At 74.4% G+C, this 15,163-nt stretch carries 17 protein-coding genes; 5 read left to right on the top strand and 12 right to left on the bottom strand.

Features of this window, described 5'->3' with window-relative positions; genetic code table 11:
- Nucleotides 1-34 precede the first annotated feature (34 nt).
- Nucleotides 35-2,050: a hypothetical protein gene (locus O7633_RS22270; RefSeq protein ID WP_282323790.1), complete on the bottom strand. Its 2,016-nt coding sequence runs from the start codon at nt 2,048-2,050 to the stop codon at nt 35-37.
- Nucleotides 2,038-2,733, bottom strand: a complete 696-nt coding sequence (locus O7633_RS22265) for a PASTA domain-containing protein (RefSeq protein WP_282323789.1) — start codon at nt 2,731-2,733, stop codon at nt 2,038-2,040. Before O7633_RS22265 ends, O7633_RS22270 begins: the two co-directional genes overlap by 13 nt.
- 404 nt (nt 2,734-3,137) lie before the next feature.
- On the opposite strand from O7633_RS22265, the gene O7633_RS22260 reads away from it, so the two are divergent.
- The 3 genes from O7633_RS22260 to O7633_RS22250 all read left to right on the top strand — a co-directional run bounded on the left by O7633_RS22260 (nt 3,138) and on the right by O7633_RS22250 (nt 5,248).
- Nucleotides 3,138-3,887: an NUDIX domain-containing protein gene (locus O7633_RS22260; RefSeq protein ID WP_282323788.1), complete on the top strand. Its 750-nt coding sequence runs from the start codon at nt 3,138-3,140 to the stop codon at nt 3,885-3,887.
- Between the two features lie 29 nt (nt 3,888-3,916).
- Nucleotides 3,917-4,372 carry an ATP-binding protein gene (locus O7633_RS22255; protein ID WP_278131378.1) on the top strand — a complete coding sequence of 152 codons (456 nt, stop codon included), beginning with the start codon at nt 3,917-3,919 and terminating at the stop codon, nt 4,370-4,372.
- 108 nt (nt 4,373-4,480) lie between these two features.
- Complete coding sequence (locus tag O7633_RS22250) at nt 4,481-5,248, top strand: GAF and ANTAR domain-containing protein (protein WP_282323787.1); 768 nt, start codon at nt 4,481-4,483, stop codon at nt 5,246-5,248.
- Between the two features lie 15 nt (nt 5,249-5,263).
- Here the strand turns inward: O7633_RS22250 and O7633_RS22245 are convergent, their stop codons facing one another.
- Both O7633_RS22245 and O7633_RS22240 read right to left on the bottom strand, forming a co-directional pair.
- Nucleotides 5,264-5,635: an STAS domain-containing protein gene (locus O7633_RS22245; RefSeq protein ID WP_282323786.1), complete on the bottom strand. Its 372-nt coding sequence runs from the start codon at nt 5,633-5,635 to the stop codon at nt 5,264-5,266.
- 250 nt (nt 5,636-5,885) lie between these two features.
- On the bottom strand, nt 5,886-6,797 hold the full coding sequence (locus O7633_RS22240) for a DUF3152 domain-containing protein (protein WP_278131373.1): 912 nt from the start codon (nt 6,795-6,797) through the stop codon (nt 5,886-5,888).
- Between the two features lie 199 nt (nt 6,798-6,996).
- Between O7633_RS22240 and O7633_RS22235 the strand changes: the two genes are divergently transcribed.
- Nucleotides 6,997-8,301: a DUF2786 domain-containing protein gene (locus O7633_RS22235; protein ID WP_282323785.1), complete on the top strand. Its 1,305-nt coding sequence runs from the start codon at nt 6,997-6,999 to the stop codon at nt 8,299-8,301.
- Nucleotides 8,302-8,367: 66 nt separating this feature from the next.
- Here the strand turns inward: O7633_RS22235 and O7633_RS22230 are convergent, their stop codons facing one another.
- The 7 genes from O7633_RS22230 to O7633_RS22200 form a co-directional block, all read right to left on the bottom strand.
- Nucleotides 8,368-8,787, bottom strand: coding sequence for a hypothetical protein (locus O7633_RS22230; protein WP_278131369.1), 420 nt, complete (start codon nt 8,785-8,787; stop codon nt 8,368-8,370).
- Nucleotides 8,788-8,810: 23 nt separating this feature from the next.
- Nucleotides 8,811-9,140, bottom strand: a complete 330-nt coding sequence (locus tag O7633_RS22225) for a helix-turn-helix transcriptional regulator (RefSeq protein ID WP_278131367.1) — start codon at nt 9,138-9,140, stop codon at nt 8,811-8,813.
- Between the two features lie 81 nt (nt 9,141-9,221).
- Nucleotides 9,222-9,737 (bottom strand): hypothetical protein, encoded by a 516-nt coding sequence (locus O7633_RS22220; protein ID WP_282323784.1) that lies wholly within the window; start codon nt 9,735-9,737, stop codon nt 9,222-9,224.
- Between the two features lie 152 nt (nt 9,738-9,889).
- On the bottom strand, nt 9,890-10,063 hold the full coding sequence (locus tag O7633_RS22215; RefSeq protein WP_043961622.1) for a CsbD family protein: 174 nt from the start codon (nt 10,061-10,063) through the stop codon (nt 9,890-9,892).
- A gap of 74 nt (nt 10,064-10,137) precedes the next feature.
- A complete protein-coding gene (locus tag O7633_RS22210) occupies nt 10,138-12,396 on the bottom strand; it encodes a heavy metal translocating P-type ATPase (protein ID WP_278131363.1) in 2,259 nt (752 codons plus the stop codon).
- Nucleotides 12,397-12,408: 12 nt separating this feature from the next.
- Nucleotides 12,409-13,482, bottom strand: a complete 1,074-nt coding sequence (locus O7633_RS22205; protein ID WP_278131361.1) for a hypothetical protein — start codon at nt 13,480-13,482, stop codon at nt 12,409-12,411.
- A 31-nt stretch (nt 13,483-13,513) separates the two neighbouring features.
- Nucleotides 13,514-13,723: a heavy-metal-associated domain-containing protein gene (locus O7633_RS22200; RefSeq protein ID WP_178063103.1), complete on the bottom strand. Its 210-nt coding sequence runs from the start codon at nt 13,721-13,723 to the stop codon at nt 13,514-13,516.
- Nucleotides 13,724-13,872: 149 nt separating this feature from the next.
- Between O7633_RS22200 and O7633_RS22195 the strand changes: the two genes are divergently transcribed.
- Nucleotides 13,873-14,175, top strand: coding sequence for a metal-sensitive transcriptional regulator (locus O7633_RS22195; protein ID WP_278131358.1), 303 nt, complete (start codon nt 13,873-13,875; stop codon nt 14,173-14,175).
- 227 nt (nt 14,176-14,402) lie between these two features.
- Here O7633_RS22195 and O7633_RS22190 read toward each other — a convergent pair whose 3' ends face one another.
- A complete protein-coding gene (locus O7633_RS22190) occupies nt 14,403-15,092 on the bottom strand; it encodes a DUF305 domain-containing protein (protein ID WP_278131356.1) in 690 nt (229 codons plus the stop codon).
- Between the last annotated feature and the right edge of the window lie 71 nt (nt 15,093-15,163).

Here is a 15,163-nt window from a genome sequence, read left to right as displayed (position 1 = left end):
ATGGTCGGCGCGGTCCGCACGGCCGACGCCGCGGTCAGAGCTGGCCCCGTCGGGGCGCCTGGTCGAGGCCGCCCAGCTCAGCGGCGGTCACGACGAGGCCGGCGGCGTTGCGGGCCGCGATCTCGTGGAACTCGTCGGTCTTGTCGAAGCCCCAGTCGCAGATCGCCTTCACGACGATCCAGTCGACCTTCGCGTGGGCGGCAGCGGCGTAGACTCCCGCGCCCTCCATCTCCCCGCCGACCGCGTCGGGATGCCGGGCGGCCAGCTCGTCGCGCAGCGAACGGGCGCTGACCAGCGTGCCGGCCGACAGCATCGGCCCGAAGTGGACCTTCGACCCGGTCCAGTTCCGCTGCGCGTCGCGGAACCGGCCGAGCAGCATGGGCGACGGGGTGACGTGGTCGCCCCGGTCGATGATCCGGCGGGCCCCCTCGGGCGCTGCGGTGTGGGCCAGCTTGGCGGCGGCCTCTGCGCCGCTGCGCACCGGCTCGCCGGGCTGGTGGCCCAGCGGCTCGGCCTCCTTGCGCAGGTCGATCGCCCTGAGCTGGGTGCAGACCAGGACGTCGCCGAACTCGTGCTCGCCGGGGCGCAGCCCGTAGCAGATGCCGGCGAGGATCAGGAAGTCCGGATCGATCTGGCTGATCAGGGCGGCGGCGGCGATGGCGGCCGAGCCGGGCGCGACCGCGCCGGGCTCGACCTGAGCCAGCAGGATCTCGGTGCGGCTCACCTCGCCGAGCCGCAGTACCACCTGGTTGGGCAGGAACCTGCGCTCCGGTTGCGCGCCGTTGACCTCGTGCACCGCCGCCTGCACGGCCTCCCGCTCCGCGTCGGTGGCCACCATGACCAGGGTGCGGGTCCGGTCGTTGAGCACGGCCAGTCTCCTCTCGGTGCGGGCGATCTGGTGGTTGCGGTAGCGGACGTACCGCTGGACGGCGGCGATGACGACGAAGAGGCTCATCAGCGACATGAGGCTGGTCAGCCAGCCGATGGTCCAGGCCTGCTGGGTGGCCGGGCCGAGACCGTAGGGGTCGGTGAACAGCAGCCGCTGGGACAGCCATTTCAGCGCGGAGGGGTAGTCGACCGGGTGCTGCCCGCACCCACCGGAGCAGGCGGCACTCTCCCAGTCCGCCACGAAGAAGGCCATGATCAAGACGTACGTGGCCTCGACGAGCAGGTACAGGAAGAGGAACCCGCCCCGGTCGAAGATCCGGTTCGGCTGCCGGGGCGCCTGGTAGGCGGACATCCGCAGGCTGAGCACGCCGCTCTCGCCGAAGATCCGGCCCTGCCCCGACCAGATGGCGACCGCCGCCCGCATCGCCTCGGTGGTCACGCCGTACCGCAGGCAGACCAGCGCCTCGGTCACCTCGATCACCGGAAGCCGGACGCCGGTGCGCTCGGCGTGCGCCTCGGCCTCGTCCCGCAGCAGGGCCGTCAACTGCTGCTGGACGCGACGCAGCAGCCGCTCCGGGGGCTGCCCGTCGTCGTGGTGGCAGAACACCATCGTCCAGTGCCGCCCGGGCAGCAGCTCGGCGGCCACCCGGTCCTCCGGCGGATCCGGCCGGAGAAGCTCCCGGACGATCCAGCCGAGCATCCACACCACGAGGCAGCACATCAGGGCCGACACGTGCAGCACGACGAGCAGGACGCAGAGCAGCGCGACCGCGGCGAACGCCGCACGGCCGGTGCGGACCAGCAGCAGGGTGGCCAGGCCCGCCACGGCCAACAGCAGCGCCGCCGGGCCGGCGAACAGCACGGTGTCCCAGTGCCGGACCAGCCGCCGGAGCAGGGCGAGCCGGAGCCCGCCGGCCACCGGCAGGGCGGTGTCGCCGGGCGGTTGCAGCAGCGCGAACGACTCGGGGTCGCGCCAGACCAGCCGTCCCTCGCGCGCCGCGACGTACAGCAGCAGGGAAAGGGGGCCCCGGGAACGGATGAGGCCGAACGGCCCGCGCGGCCGGACCACGGCGAGGGCCTCCCGGGCGTGCTCGGCGGCACGGGCCGTGCCGGCCGCAGCGCGGCACTGGGCCCAGGTCGGAATCCGGGTCAGCTCGGGCATCCGGAGTTCCCGGTCGGCTCGCCGAACTTGACCACCGTCAGCTCGATCTTCTCGCTGGACTCGGGGCGGGTGCCGGGGGCGGCGGACTGGCCGACGACGATCCAGTTCCGGTCGATCAGCGGAATGCGGCCCTGGCCGAGCCCGTCCTTCGGCAGGAGCAGGTAGAACCCGGCCTCGCGCAGGGCATCCTGGGCGTCTTGGAGGTCGCGGCACACCACGGCCGGCACGACGCCGCTGGTCACCTCGGCGCCGGGCTGGCGGTCGGTCGGCCGGGCGACCGACAGGGTGACGGCCTCGCCGAGGGCTGCCGGAGCGCCGGCTGCGGGCTGCTGCCGGGTGACCAGCCAGTTGTTCTTCTCCAGGATGGCGCGCCCGGCCCCGCTGGCGTCGACGGCGTGCACGGAGAGGAACCCGGCGGCGCGCAGCTGCGCCTCGGCGTCGCTGAGCCGCGCGCCGGTCACGTCGGGCAGGACGGCCGACGCCGCGGTGGGCGTCGCCGGGCCGCCGCCAGGGGTGGTCGGGCCGGTGGGGGCGGCCTCCGGGGTGGTGGCGGGAGCCGCCGGGGCGTCGGTGGCCGCGAGGGGCGTGGGCGCCTCGTCGGCGCACGCGGCAAGCGGACCAAAGAGCAGGACGAGCAGCGCGGCGAGCAGGGCCGGGCTGCGGCGGATTGTCCGACGGGACACGAAGATCACCTCGATCGCGACGCGCGGGTGCGGACGCGTCCGGAGTTTCAGGGGAGGGATACCGGCGGATGGCCGGGGATGGTGCGGGTCCACGGTCGCGGAGCGCAGGCCGAACGGTAACGGTGGGAGAGCGGCGGTACGACCGCCTTTCGTACGTTTGCGGTGCCGGTTGGGCGCGGGCGGCACGGCGGTCGTGCCGTGGGGGAACGCCGTCGTGCCGAACGACGGAGCCGACCGCCGAGCCGGTGGCGCGTTCGGGCCAGGCTCCATCGTCCTATGTGGTCGGACACCGTTCGGATCGGCTCCACCACCGCCCGACGTCGGTACGACGCCAGGAATACTGTCCCTCAGACATTAAGTAACGGGACCTGTTTGTGTCAAGCAGACAGTATTAGCCTGTCGGTATGGCACGACGATCGCACGAGCAACTACGACTCACCGCCGACCTGGCGATCCTCACCGTCCGGGAGGGCAGCCTCCAGGTGCTCACCGTCGAGCGCGGCAACGAGCCGTTCCGCGGACACCGGGCGCTGCCCGGCGGCTTCGTCCGGCCCCGCGAGACGGTCGACGACACCGCCGCCCGAGAGCTGCGGGAGGAGACCGGGCTCGCTGGCGTACACCTGGAACAGCTCGCGGTGTTCAGCGACCCCGACCGCGACCCGAGCGGCCGGGTGGTGACGATCGCCTACCTGGCCGTCGCCCCCGACCTGCCGGTGCCCGAGGCCGGGTCGGACGCCGCCGCCGCCTCCTGGGAGCCGGTCGACCGGATGCTGGACCCGGCGGCCGACCTGGCCTTCGACCATGGGCAGATCCTCGCCGCCGCCGTGGAGCGGGTCCGCCGGAAGCTCGAATACACCACCCTGGCCGCCGCCTTCTGCGGCCCGGCGTTCACCATCTCCGAGCTGCGCACCGTCTACGAGGCCCTCTGGGGCACCCGGCTCGACCACCGGAACTTCAGCCGCAAGGTGCTCGGCACCGACGGCTTCGTCATCCCGACCGGGCAGCGCACCTCCGCAGGAGTCGGCCGTCCGGCGATGCTCTACGAGCGGGGCCCGGCGGTCACCCTCCACCCGCCGATGCTGCGCCACTGGCTGGACGTCCCCGTCCCGCCCGCAGCGCCACCGGCCACGCAGGCCGCCGGGACCGCCGTGTGAACGGCGAACAACCCGGGTATTGGCAGGTCATGGGATCGCTGCGGACGTCGCCGCCACCGCCCCGGGCCGTCGAGATGCGGACCTGGGCCCTGGCCAGTGGGGCGGAGCTACGCGGCCTGCGCGCCTCGCTGCACGAGGCGTTGACCGGCCACGCGCTCGCCGAGGGTGAGGAGCTCGACGACATCCCCGAACGGATCGTGCTCGTCGCCACGGAACTGGCCACCAACGCCCTGCTGCACGGGCTGCCGCCCACCACCGTCCGGCTGCTCCGCGACGACGACCTGTTCATCCTCGACGTCGCCGACCACGACCTGACCACCGTGCCCGAGCTGGCCGACACCCGCCCGCTGGGGGCCGGCGGCCGCGGCCTCCAGCTCGCCCGGGCCTTCTCCCTGGACGTCGGCTGGTACGCCACCCACGACACGAAGCACATCTGGGCGTCCTTCCCCCGGCGGGAGGCCGGGGAGGCGGGCGGCGCCCGCTGACGCCGACGGGCGTCCGCGGCGGTGGTCGCCGGGGATTGGCCGGACGGCCGCCCGGGTATCGGTCCGGGGCCGTCGGCGCGGAAGGAAACGGCGGCGGAAGGGGTCGTCGTGAACGTCGAGAGCCGCCCGGACCCGGTCCGGCCACGCCGGATCAGGGCCACGTCGAGCCGTCGACCCCGCGCCACCGGCCCGGACGACGCCCTCGCCGCCCGCCTCGCCGAGACCGCCCGCGTCCTCCAGGACGAACCCGGCCTCGACGCCACCCTCGACGGGATCGTCCGGTGCGCCGTCGGGACCGTGCCGGGCGCCTGGCACGCCGCGATCACCGAGGTCGAGGGCCGGCACCGGGTGGTGACCAGCGCGGCGACGGGCGATCTGGTACGCCGGGTCGACCAGGCGCAGTACGACACGGGTCAGGGGCCCTGCCTGACGGCTCTCTTCGAGCACCGCACCGTGCGGATGCCCGACGTCGCCGCGGAGACCCGCTGGCCGGAGTTCGTCCGCCGGATCGACGGGCTGGGCGTGCGCAGCATGCTGTCGTTCCAGCTCTACCTGGCCCGGGACAGCCTCGGCGCACTGAACCTCTACGCGCGTGAGCCGGGGGCGTTCACCGACGAGTCGGAGCGGGTCGGGGTGCTCTTCGCCGCGCACGCGGCGGTGGCGATGGGGAACGCCCGGAAGCTGGCGCAGCTCTCCCAAGCGCTGGACGTGCGGGACCTGATCGGCCAGGCGAAGGGGATCCTGATGGAACGGCACCGGCTCACCGGGGAACAGGCGTTCGCGCTGCTCGTGCGGGCCAGCCAACGGCTCAACGTGAAACTGCTCGACGTCGCCCGCGACCTCATCGAGACCGGCGAGCTGGTGGACGTGCCCTGACCGGGCGTCGCGTCGTCAGCGGGCCGGCGTCGGATCGTCGGCGCGGGCCGGCGTCAGGTCATCGGCGCGGTTCGGCGTCAGGTCGCCGGCGCGGGCCGGCGTCGGATCGTCAGCGGCCTCGGCGGAGACGCCCAGGCCGAGCAGCTCCAGCACCCCGGTGATCTCCAGCACCCGGTGGACGGTGGGCCGCACGTCGGCGAGGGTGAGCCGGCAGCCCAGGTCGGCGGCCCGGCCCTGGGCCCGCAGCAGCACCAGGATGCCGGAGGAGTCGAGGAACCGGACGCCGCCGAAGTCGAGCTCCAGGGCGGCCGGCGGCGCGCCGTCGAGCAGCGCGGCGAGGACCACGGCCAGCTCGCCCGAGGTGGCGATGTCGATCTCCCCGGTCACGACGAGTCGTCCCCGGCCGTCGGCGACCGTGAGCGGGCCGATCGACAGGCCACCGGGGGGCGGTGGCGAAACGGGCAGTGGTGTGGCGGGGCCCAACGGGAACTCCCCTGATCGGCCGCCGGCAGCGATCCCTCGTAGCAGAAGGCAGGTGCCGGTCGTCCCCCAGCGTAACGGGCATCCCCGCCGATCGCACTCACCCACCGTGGCGGCGGTACGCCCGCCCGGCGGACGGCCGCCGGGGCGGACGCCGTCACCAGCCGGCCGGCACCGGGTCGTCGTACTGGCCGGGCGGGCCGGTGAAGACGGCACCGTCCACCTCGGGCCAGGGGTTGGGGAGGCAGCCGTGCAGGCCCAGGGTCTGCTGCTGCATCACCGGGGCGGGACCCCCGGCGCCCGGGCACAGCTCGTGCCCCCGGCCGAGCCGGTGGCCCACCTCGTGATTGAGCAGATACCGGCGGTAGGAGGCCAGGTCGCCGTCGAACTGCGGCACGCCGCCCGCCCAGCGCGCCACGTTGATCACCACCCGGTCGCCGTTGCGGCAGGACGTGTAGTGGTCGGTGACGTCCCCGCAGAGGACGCCCCGGGTCACCGGGGTGGTGAGCGCGACGGTGAAGTCGGCCGGGTCGCCCGGGCCGACGCGTTGCAGCCGCCACCGGCCCGCCCCGGTCCACCCCCGGGGGTCGGCGAGGATCGCGCCCACCTCCCGGCCGAACCGTTCCACGTCGACGCCGTCGATGCCCTCCTCCACGGTCACCCGGTACCGCAGCAGCTCACCGGAGCGCCCGGCGACGGCCCCCCGCAGGGTGGCGGCGCGGAAGTCGCCCGTACCCCGGGGTGGGAAGGTGATGTCGGCCGGCGCCTGCGCGGTCGGGGTCGCGGACCGGCCCGGGGCCCGGGTGGTCGGCGCGGCGAGGGTGGGCGCGGCGACCCCCGCGGCGGCGACCGGCCGGCCCGCCTGGTCCGGCCCGCCCCGGCGGACGGCCCCGGCGCCGGCCGTCGCCAGCGCCACCACGGCCAGGGCGACGCACGCGACCAGCGGCCCGTTCCGGGTGGCGGCGCGCCGCCGGCGGTGCCCGCCCGGGCCGGACCTGCCATGGGTACGACTCGACAACTCGCGCTCCGTCCCGTCGATCCGCTGTCGGCGCACGGGCGGATTCCGCACCCGTGCACGGATGGATACGGACGGCGACCCGCTGCGGATGAGGCGTCCGGCGGTCATTTCACCGGCGGTGGGGCGCTCCCGCCCGGCCGGCGCTGCTGCGGCGGTACGGTTTCCCGGCGGACCGGTTCCCGGCCGAACCTGTCGACCGGCTCCGCCCCGGCCAGCGGACGTTGCGCCACCCGACCCTGAGGAGCAGCTCGTGCCGGACGCCAACGCCCTGGACGCCGAGGCCCTGATCGCCGACGCCCTCGCGGCGGCGCGCGGCACCGACGTGCGCGCCGCCGAACGGCAGTTGGACCGCCTGGTGGTCGGCGGCGGCGTGCCGGACGGGCCGGCGGCCGTCGACGCGGCCCTGACCGCGCGCCTGGTGCGCGGCGTGGGCCGGCTCTGGCCCCGGGGCTGGCAGCCCGTCGACCTGGTCCGCATCGCGACCCGCCGGCTCGGCCCGGCGGCCGGGCGGCTCGTGGCCGACCTGGCCGCCGCCCAGCGCAGGGTCCAGCCCGAGCCGGTGCCGCTCTGGTGGGACGACCAGCTCGCCGGCCTCGACGCGGCCGTGTGGTGGGACGACGACCGGCGACACCTGACGGCCTGGGCGGCCCGGGAGGGCACCGACCGGATCGCCGCCCTGCGCGACGCCGTCGACGTGCTGGCGCTGGTGGAGGGGCTGCCGCCGATCGCGGTGCTGCGCCCGCCGCCAGGTGTGACCGCCCCGGCCACGGCCGTCGGGCGCGGCGGCAGCGGGTCGCGGATGCTCGACCGGGTGCGGGCGCTGCTGGCCAAGGCCGAGTCGACGACCTTCCCGGCGGAGGCGGAGGCGCTGACCGGCAAGGCGCAGGAGCTGATGGCCCGGCACAGCATCGACGCGGCCCTGGTCGAGGCGACGGCCGAGCGGGGCGACGCGCCCGGCGGCGTGCGGCTGGGCACCGAGCCGCCGTACCCGGGGGCGAAGGCGCTGCTGGTGCAGGAGGTGGCGGCCGCGAACCGGTGCGAGTCGGTGTGGTCCGACGACCTGGGCTTCGCCACGGTGCTCGGTTTCCCCGCCGACCTGGCCGCCGTCGAGCTGCTCTACACGTCGCTGCTGGTGCAGGCCACCGCCGCCATGCTGCGGGGCCGCACCGAGCGCCGGACGCGCGGCGGCAGCCGGCGCACGAAGGCGTACGACGAGTCGTTCCTCAACGCGTTCGCGCTGCGCATCGGCGAGCGGCTGCGGGCCGCCGCCGACGAGGCGGGCCGGGAGGCCGCCCGGGAACAGGGTGGGGAGCGGCTGCTGCCGGTGCTCGCCTCCCGCGCGACCGCCGTGCGGGAGCGGCTGGACGACCTCTTCCCCGGGGTGACCAGCAAGCGGCTCACCGTCGCCGACGAGGAGGGCTGGGCCTCCGGCACCTCCGCCGCCGACCGGGCGACGCTGCACCCGGGCGGATCCGCCCCGGCCCGGGTGTCGGGCGCGGCGCACCGGCCCCGGCCCCCCGCCGGGACGCGCCGGCGGGGCCCGGCCGACAGGTGAGGCGCACACCGGGCAACACCTACTGCTGGAGTCGGCCGGGGACCGGGCCGCAACCGAGCGGCGGCACTACATCTCAGACATGTACACCCGCACCATCTCAGCCAACAGGTGAAGCACGGGAGGCCAATCTGGCCAAGGGGATAGCGCGGTTATCGCCGACCCCGGGCTACCAAGAACGAACCCGATGCCGCAGGCACCGGCGGCGATCAACGCCGATGAGGCAAGACGGACAGCAAAGCTCGGAGCTGCCAACCGCTTGACAAGACCAAGGGACGAGCGCAGAGCACCCACAGCCAGAAAATGGAATGCCGTCACAAGCTTGAGAAACCCGCCAGGCTGGCTTTCAACGATCGACTGCCATTCCTCGACGTATACGGCGCGACTCTCGGCATCGCAGGTCCACAAGCGCGCGGCGAACGGAACGAGTCGCCACGCCAACCAGGCTGACAGAGAAGATGCTCCGTTCACAATCAGGCTGAGAACCATTGCACTTACGATCTCCCGAAGGCTCACGCTTGACACCCGAAGGCAGGGCGGGGGTATGCGTTGGAGGGCCGCGGCCGACGGGATGCCAGAAGGCTGCGCGCCTCGACGACTCCCAAGGGGGTCAACCGATAGAAGCGCCGTCGAGGCCTGCTCTCGTCGGACCGGAGCACCTCCCACCGGCCCTCGACCCACTCGGAGGCCGCTAGACGCTCCAGAATCTTGTAGATGGTTGGTCCAGACCTTCGCGTAGCCTTCATGATCGCCCAGCCGTGGAGATCATGATCCTCGGCGACAAGCAGGACTTCGAGAACGTCCAACAGCGGCTGGGTCACCCTGGTCGGTCCATGTGACATGGCTTAACGATACTAGGTGAAATAAGCCCGCGTACAGAGAAGCCTAGCGGCCACCCAACGTTCTTCCTCCCTAGGCCGACGTCAGGCGTGGCACTCCCGGGCCAGCTTCGGCGGGATGTCGACGAACGTCTCCCCCAGCCACTTCGCCGGGCTGGCGGCCTTCGCGCCCCCGTCGAGCTGCTTCGCGACGTCCCCGATCAGCTTCTCGATCTCCGGGTCCTCGGCGCGCGCCGCCTGCCTGCGGACGTCGCCGGCCAGCCCCGCGATGGTCCGCTTGAGCCGGTCGTTGAGCTCGTCGGGGGTGGTCTCCTTGTCCTTGGTGGCGGCGGCCGAGTCCATGGCGAGCTTCTTGCTGCCGGCGAGGATCAGCCGGTCGACCTCCCCGCACACCTCGGCGGTGTTGGCGGCGGTCACGGCGGGCGTGGACGCGGACGGCGTCGAGGTGGCGGCGAACGGCTCGACGGAACCGGTCGGGGCGTCGGCGGTGGGCGCGGCGGTGGCGGGACCGGCCGCCGGATCGTCTGCGGTGTCGTCGGACTGGCAGCCGGCGGCCAGCGCGAGCAGGGCCACCAGGGCGGCGGCGCGGAGCGTGGTCACGGCAGGACGAGACATGTTCTCCCCGTTCGGTGGTGGGACCGTCCCAGCATGCCGGTCGCCGTCCACCCCGGGCGCACCGGCTCGCCGCAGCACAGACGCGCGCCGGGCCGGCAGGAGGGGCCGGTCCGGCGCGCGCGACGGGACGTACGGAATCAGCTCTTGAAAGCGTCCTTGATCTTCTCGCCGGCCTGCTTGAGGCTGGCCTTGGCCTGGTCGTTGCGGCCCTCGGCCTCCAGGCGCTCGTCGTCGGTGGCCCGCCCGGCGCCCTCCTTCAGCTTGCCGGCGGCGTCCTCGGACGCGTTGGCGATCTTGTCGTCGAAACCCATCATGAACCTCCAACGTCCTGGTCACTGGGGTGGTGCAACACCCATCCAGTACCCCGACGTGGCCCGCCAAACCCTCAACCGACGCGGGCCGGCCGGAAGCGGCGCAGGCGGAGGCTGTTGGCGACGACGAAGACCGAGGAGAACGCCATCGCCGCCCCCGCGATCATCGGGTTGAGCAGGCCGGCGACGGCCAGCGGGAGGGCGGCCAGGTTGTAGGCGAACGCCCAGAACAGGTTGCCCTTGATGATCGCCAGGGTGCGGCGGGACAGCCGGATCGCGTCCACGGCGGCGGTCAGGTCGCCCCGGACGAGGGTCAGGTCGCTGGCCTCGATCGCCACGTCGGTGCCGGTGCCCATCGCCAGGCCCAGATCGGCCTGGGCGAGGGCGGCGGCGTCGTTGATCCCGTCGCCGATCATCGCCACCGTCCGGCCGGCGGCCTGGAGCTGCTTCACCACGTCGACCTTGTCGGCGGGCAGCACCTCGGCGGTCACCTCGGCGATGCCGACCTCGGCGGCCACCGCCCGCGCCACCGTGGCGTTGTCGCCGGTGAGCAGGATCGGCGTGAGGCCGAGGGCGCGCAGTCCGGCGACGGCCGCCGCGCTTGTCGGCTTCACCACGTCGGCCACCGCGAGCATCCCCCGGGCCCGGCCGTCCCAGCCGGCCAGCACGGCCGTCCGGCCGGCGGCCTCCGCGCCGGTCACCGCCCGTTCGATCTCCTCCGGTACGTCGAGTCCGCGCTCCCGCAGCAGCCGGGGCCGCCCGACGGTCAGCTCGCGGCCGTCGACCGCGCCGGTGACGCCGAGCCCCTCCACGGTGGCGAAGCCGGTCACCGGGGCGAGCGGGCCGGCGTCGGCGGCCCCGGCTGCCACGGCGCGGGCGACGGGGTGCTCGCTCGCGGCCTCCAGCGAGCCGGCGAGCCGGAGCAGCGCGGCCCGGTCCTCGCCGTCGGCGGCAACCACGTCGACCAGGGCCATCCGGCCGGTGGTGACGGTGCCCGTCTTGTCCAGCACCACCGTGTCGACCTGCCGGGTGGATTCCAGCATCTCCGGGCCCTTGATCAGGATGCCGAGCTGCGCACCGCGCCCGGTGCCGACCAGCAGGGCGGTCGGGGTGGCCAGGCCGAGGGCGCACGGGCAGGCGATGATCAGCACCGCCACGGCGGCGGTGAACGCGGCCGCCGGGCCGGCCCCCGCGCCGAGCCACCCGCCGAGGGTGCCGGCGGCGAGCGCGATCACGATCGGCACGAACACCCCGGAGATCCGGTCGGCCAGCCGCTGCACGGCCGCCTTGCCGGTCTGGGCCTGCTCGACGAGCCGCGCCATCTGGGCGAGCTGGGTGTCGCCGCCGACCCGGGTCGCGGTGACCACCAGTCGGCCCCCGGCGTTCACGGTCGCGCCGACGACGGTGTCGCCGGGACCGACCTCGACCGGCACGGACTCGCCGGTGAGCATGCTGGCGTCGACGGCCGAGGTGCCCTCGTCGACCACCCCGTCGGTGGCGATCTTCTCGCCGGGGCGGACCACGAACCGGTCCCCCACGGCGAGCCGGTCCACCGGGACCCGGGTCTCCACGCCGTCGCGCAGCACGGCGACGTCCCGCGCGCCCAGCTCCAGCAGGGCGCGCAGCGCGGCGCCGGCGGTCCGCTTGGCGCGGGCCTCGAAGTAGCGGCCGGCGAGGATGAACACCGTCACCCCGGCCGCCGCCTCCAGGTAGATGTTGCCGGCCCCGTCGGTGCGGGTGATGTCGAGCCGGAACGGGTGGGTCATCCCCGGCTGGCCGGCGTCGCCGAGGAACAGCGCCCACAGCGACCAGCCGAACGCGGCCAGGGTGCCCAGCGACACGAGGGTGTCCATGGTTGCCGCGCCGTGGCGCAGGTTGACCAGCGCGGCCCGGTGGAACGGCAGTCCGCCGTAGACCACGACCGGGGCGGCCAGGGTCAGCGACAGCCACTGCCAGTAGTCGAACTGCCAGGCCGGGATCATGGCGAGCACGACCACCGGCACGGCCAGGGCCACGGACACCCAGAGCCGGGTACGCAGCCCGCGCAGCTCGTCGACCGGCTCGGCGACGGTGGTGGCGGGCGGCTCGGGCGGGGGCGGCAGGGCGGCCGTGTAGCCGGTCTTGGTGACGGTCGCGATCAGGTCGTCGGGGGTGACGTTGCCGGGGTACGAGATGGTGGCCTTCTCGGTGGCGTAGTTGACCGTGGCGGTCACGCCGTCCATCCGGTTGAGCTTCTTCTCGATCCTCGCGGCGCAGGACGCGCAGGTCATGCCGCCGATCGCCAGCTCGATGCGGTTCGGTGCGACCGGTAGCGGTCGCGTGGGCGAGCTCATCGCTGCCTCCCGTCAGTCGTGCCCGTGCCCGGGGACGCCGTGGCCGGCGTCGGCGGTCGGGGTGCTGGTGGCGGCCGGTGTGCCGGTCGCCGTCGGTGTGCCGGTCAGCGTCGGCGCGCCGGTCGCCCTCGGTTCACCGGTCGTGGCCGGTGCGCTGGACGCCGTCGGTGCGCCGGTCGCCGTCGGTCCGCCCGACGCGCCGGGGCCGGCGGGGGTGTCGGCGACGACGGTGAACTCGGCGGTGCGCACCGCGTCGCCGTGCCGGAAGTCGAGGTAGAGCCGGTAGGTCCCGGCCGAGGGGAACTCGGCGGAGAACGTGACCGCCGGCCCGGCCGCGGTCACCCCGTCGCCGGGCGCGCCTGCCGGATGCACGTGCAGGTACGCCAGGTCGCCCTGGCGCAGGGCCACCAGGTGCCCGTACGCGCCGAGGTACGGCTGGAGGTCGGTGACCGGCGTGCCGTCCCGGCTGACGGTCAGGGTGAGCCGGCTGGCCCGGCCGGGCTGGGCCGTGCCGGCCAGGGTGACGGTGTAGCCGTCGACGGTCGTGGCGGTCGTCGGCGGCGGCAGCGGCCGGGCGGCGAGCGCGCCGGGGACGGCGACGTCGACGCCGAGGGTCAGCGCCGGCCCGCCGGCCGGGGTGAAGTCGGCGAACGCCCGCCAGACGCCGGGGCCGGCGAGCGGGGACGTCACCCGCCAGGTGCCGTCCGGCCCCGCCTCGGGGTGGACGTGCCGGAAGCCGGAGAGGTCCCGCCGGGCGACGATCAGGTGCATCCGCTTGTCGTGCGCGACCTCGTAGCGGGTGACCGGCCGCCCGTCGGGGCCGGTGATCCGGAAGGCGAACTCGCCAGCCGGCGCGGCCAGCGGGGCGAGGGTGTAGCCGCGGTCGGAGACGAGCAGCCCGCCGGGCAGGTGGGCGGTGGGGGCGTCCCCGGTGTCGGCCCCGGTGGTGCCGCTGGCGTGGTCGGCGTCGTGGCTTGTGTCGGCAGCGGGGGTGACGGGGCCGACCACCTGGCCGACCCCGTACGCCGCGCCGAACACCGCGGCCAGGCCGAGGGCGAAACCGCTCAGCTTCGTCGCCGTGTTCATCGGGTGCCTCGTTCTCTCCGCAGGGGCGGCGTCACGCGCCGACGAGGGTGTATCCGGCCTCGTCGACGGCGGCGCGCACGGTTTCGGTGTCCAGCGGGTTGTCGCTGGTGACGGTGACCCGGCCGCCCTCCAGGTCGACCTTGACGTTGGTGACGCCCTCGATCGCGCCGACCTCGGTGACGACCGAGCCGGCGCAGTGCCCGCAGCTCATCCCCCGCACCTCGTACGTCGTGCTGACCATCGCTCTCTCCTTCCGCTGCACCTCACGTTACCCCCGGGGGGTAATCGGGAGGCGGGCCGGTCGCCTTCGAAACGCCGGCGATACCGGGTGGGGGTATCTGGCGCAGGGAACCGTACCATACCCCCAAGGGGTATGGTAACCTCGGCCGCATGACCGGACCCGCGCCCACCCCGACCCGGGGGTACACCGCCAGCAAGGACCAGTTGCTCGCGCGGCTCCGCCGCGTGGAGGGTCAGGTCCGTGGCATCGAGAAGATGGTCGACGAGGACCGCTACTGCATCGACGTGCTCACCCAGATCTCCGCGATCCAGGCGGCCCTGGACAAGGTCGCCCTCGGCCTGCTCGACGGGCACGCCCGGCACTGCATGCACGAGGGCGCCGTCGAGGGCCGGGCCGACGCGATGGCCACCGAGATGATGGCCGCCGTCGGCCGCCTCATGAAGCGCGGCTGAACCCGCCCGGCCCGACTGACTGACGCCCCCGGCCCTGCTGGCCCCGCACGCCCCACTGACCCCGCACGCCCCACTGACCCCGCCCGGCCTGATTGACCCCGCCCAGCCCGGCTCGGGGCTCGCCCCGCGCGCCGGCAGGCGCTTGATCGACTTCATGTCGGCGACATGGGGGCATCCCGAGCTGCGGATACCCCCACCTCGCCGGCATGACGCGTGGTGCCCGGCCGTCAGAGCCCGGCGAGGATCTTCCTCATCTGGTCGATCTCGCCCTGCTGGCTGGTGGCGATCTGCTGGGCCAGCGCCTTGGCAGCAGGGTTCGTCCCCGCAGCCAGTTCCTCCCTCGCCATGGCGATCGCGCCCTCGTGGTGGGCGATCATCATGGTCAGGAACTGCCGGTCGAAGTCGACGCCACGCGCGCCGGCCAGCTTCGTCATGGCCGCCTCGGACATCATCCCCGGCATCTCGTGGTCCATCTCCGGCATGCCGTGCCCGTGCCCCGGGGCGGGCGACGGGACCGGCCGGCCCCACCCGGTCAGCCAGCCGGTCATGGTGGCGATCTCCGGTGCCTGGGCGGCCTTGATCGCGGCGGCGAGCCGCTTGACCTCCGGGTGGGCGGCGCGGGTCTCGGCCAACTCGGCCATCTCCACGGCCTGCCGGTGGTGCGGGATCATCATCTGGGCGAACATCACGTCGGCGTCGCCGAACGCAGCCGCCCCGCGCGTCGGAGTCCCGGCGGCAGTGGCACCAGCCGTGGTGGTGCCGGCCGTGGTCGTGCCGGCGGTGGTCGTGCCGGCGGCGGCCGGCTCGTCGTGGCTGGGCGAGCCGTGCTCGGTGGAGCCGCAGGCGGCCAGGCCGAGGACGGCGGTCAGGGCCACGCCGGCAAGGGCGACGCGGCGCGCGAACATACGAGTAGTCATGGTGGATCCTTCGGTCTCGGTCACGTACGTGGGCAGGACGGAGACACGGGTCACCGGCGGAGCCGGGCACC

Source organism: Micromonospora sp. WMMD712 (assembly GCF_029581295.1).
GTDB lineage: Bacteria > Actinomycetota > Actinomycetes > Mycobacteriales > Micromonosporaceae > Micromonospora > Micromonospora carbonacea.
The sequence above is the reverse complement of the archived record's forward strand: the minus strand, read 5'-3'. Positions and strand labels throughout refer to the sequence as shown.

Excerpts from the sequence above, each read along its gene's own strand:
- O7633_RS22270 (WP_282323790.1), bottom strand. The coding sequence starts at position 2,050 with ATGCCCGAGCTGACCCGGATTCCGACCTGGGCCCAGTGCCGCGCTGCG.
- O7633_RS22260 (WP_282323788.1), top strand. The coding sequence starts at position 3,138 with ATGGCACGACGATCGCACGAGCAACTACGACTCACCGCCGACCTGGCG.
- O7633_RS22255 (WP_278131378.1), top strand. The coding sequence starts at position 3,917 with ATGGGATCGCTGCGGACGTCGCCGCCACCGCCCCGGGCCGTCGAGATG.
- O7633_RS22230 (WP_278131369.1), bottom strand. The coding sequence starts at position 8,787 with ATGGTTCTCAGCCTGATTGTGAACGGAGCATCTTCTCTGTCAGCCTGG.
- O7633_RS22225 (WP_278131367.1), bottom strand. The coding sequence starts at position 9,140 with ATGTCACATGGACCGACCAGGGTGACCCAGCCGCTGTTGGACGTTCTC.
- O7633_RS22215 (WP_043961622.1), bottom strand. The coding sequence starts at position 10,063 with ATGGGTTTCGACGACAAGATCGCCAACGCGTCCGAGGACGCCGCCGGC.
- O7633_RS22210 (WP_278131363.1), bottom strand. The coding sequence starts at position 12,396 with ATGAGCTCGCCCACGCGACCGCTACCGGTCGCACCGAACCGCATCGAG.
- O7633_RS22205 (WP_278131361.1), bottom strand. The coding sequence starts at position 13,482 with ATGAACACGGCGACGAAGCTGAGCGGTTTCGCCCTCGGCCTGGCCGCG.
- O7633_RS22200 (WP_178063103.1), bottom strand. The coding sequence starts at position 13,723 with ATGGTCAGCACGACGTACGAGGTGCGGGGGATGAGCTGCGGGCACTGC.
- O7633_RS22195 (WP_278131358.1), top strand. The coding sequence starts at position 13,873 with ATGACCGGACCCGCGCCCACCCCGACCCGGGGGTACACCGCCAGCAAG.
- O7633_RS22190 (WP_278131356.1), bottom strand. The coding sequence starts at position 15,092 with ATGACTACTCGTATGTTCGCGCGCCGCGTCGCCCTTGCCGGCGTGGCC.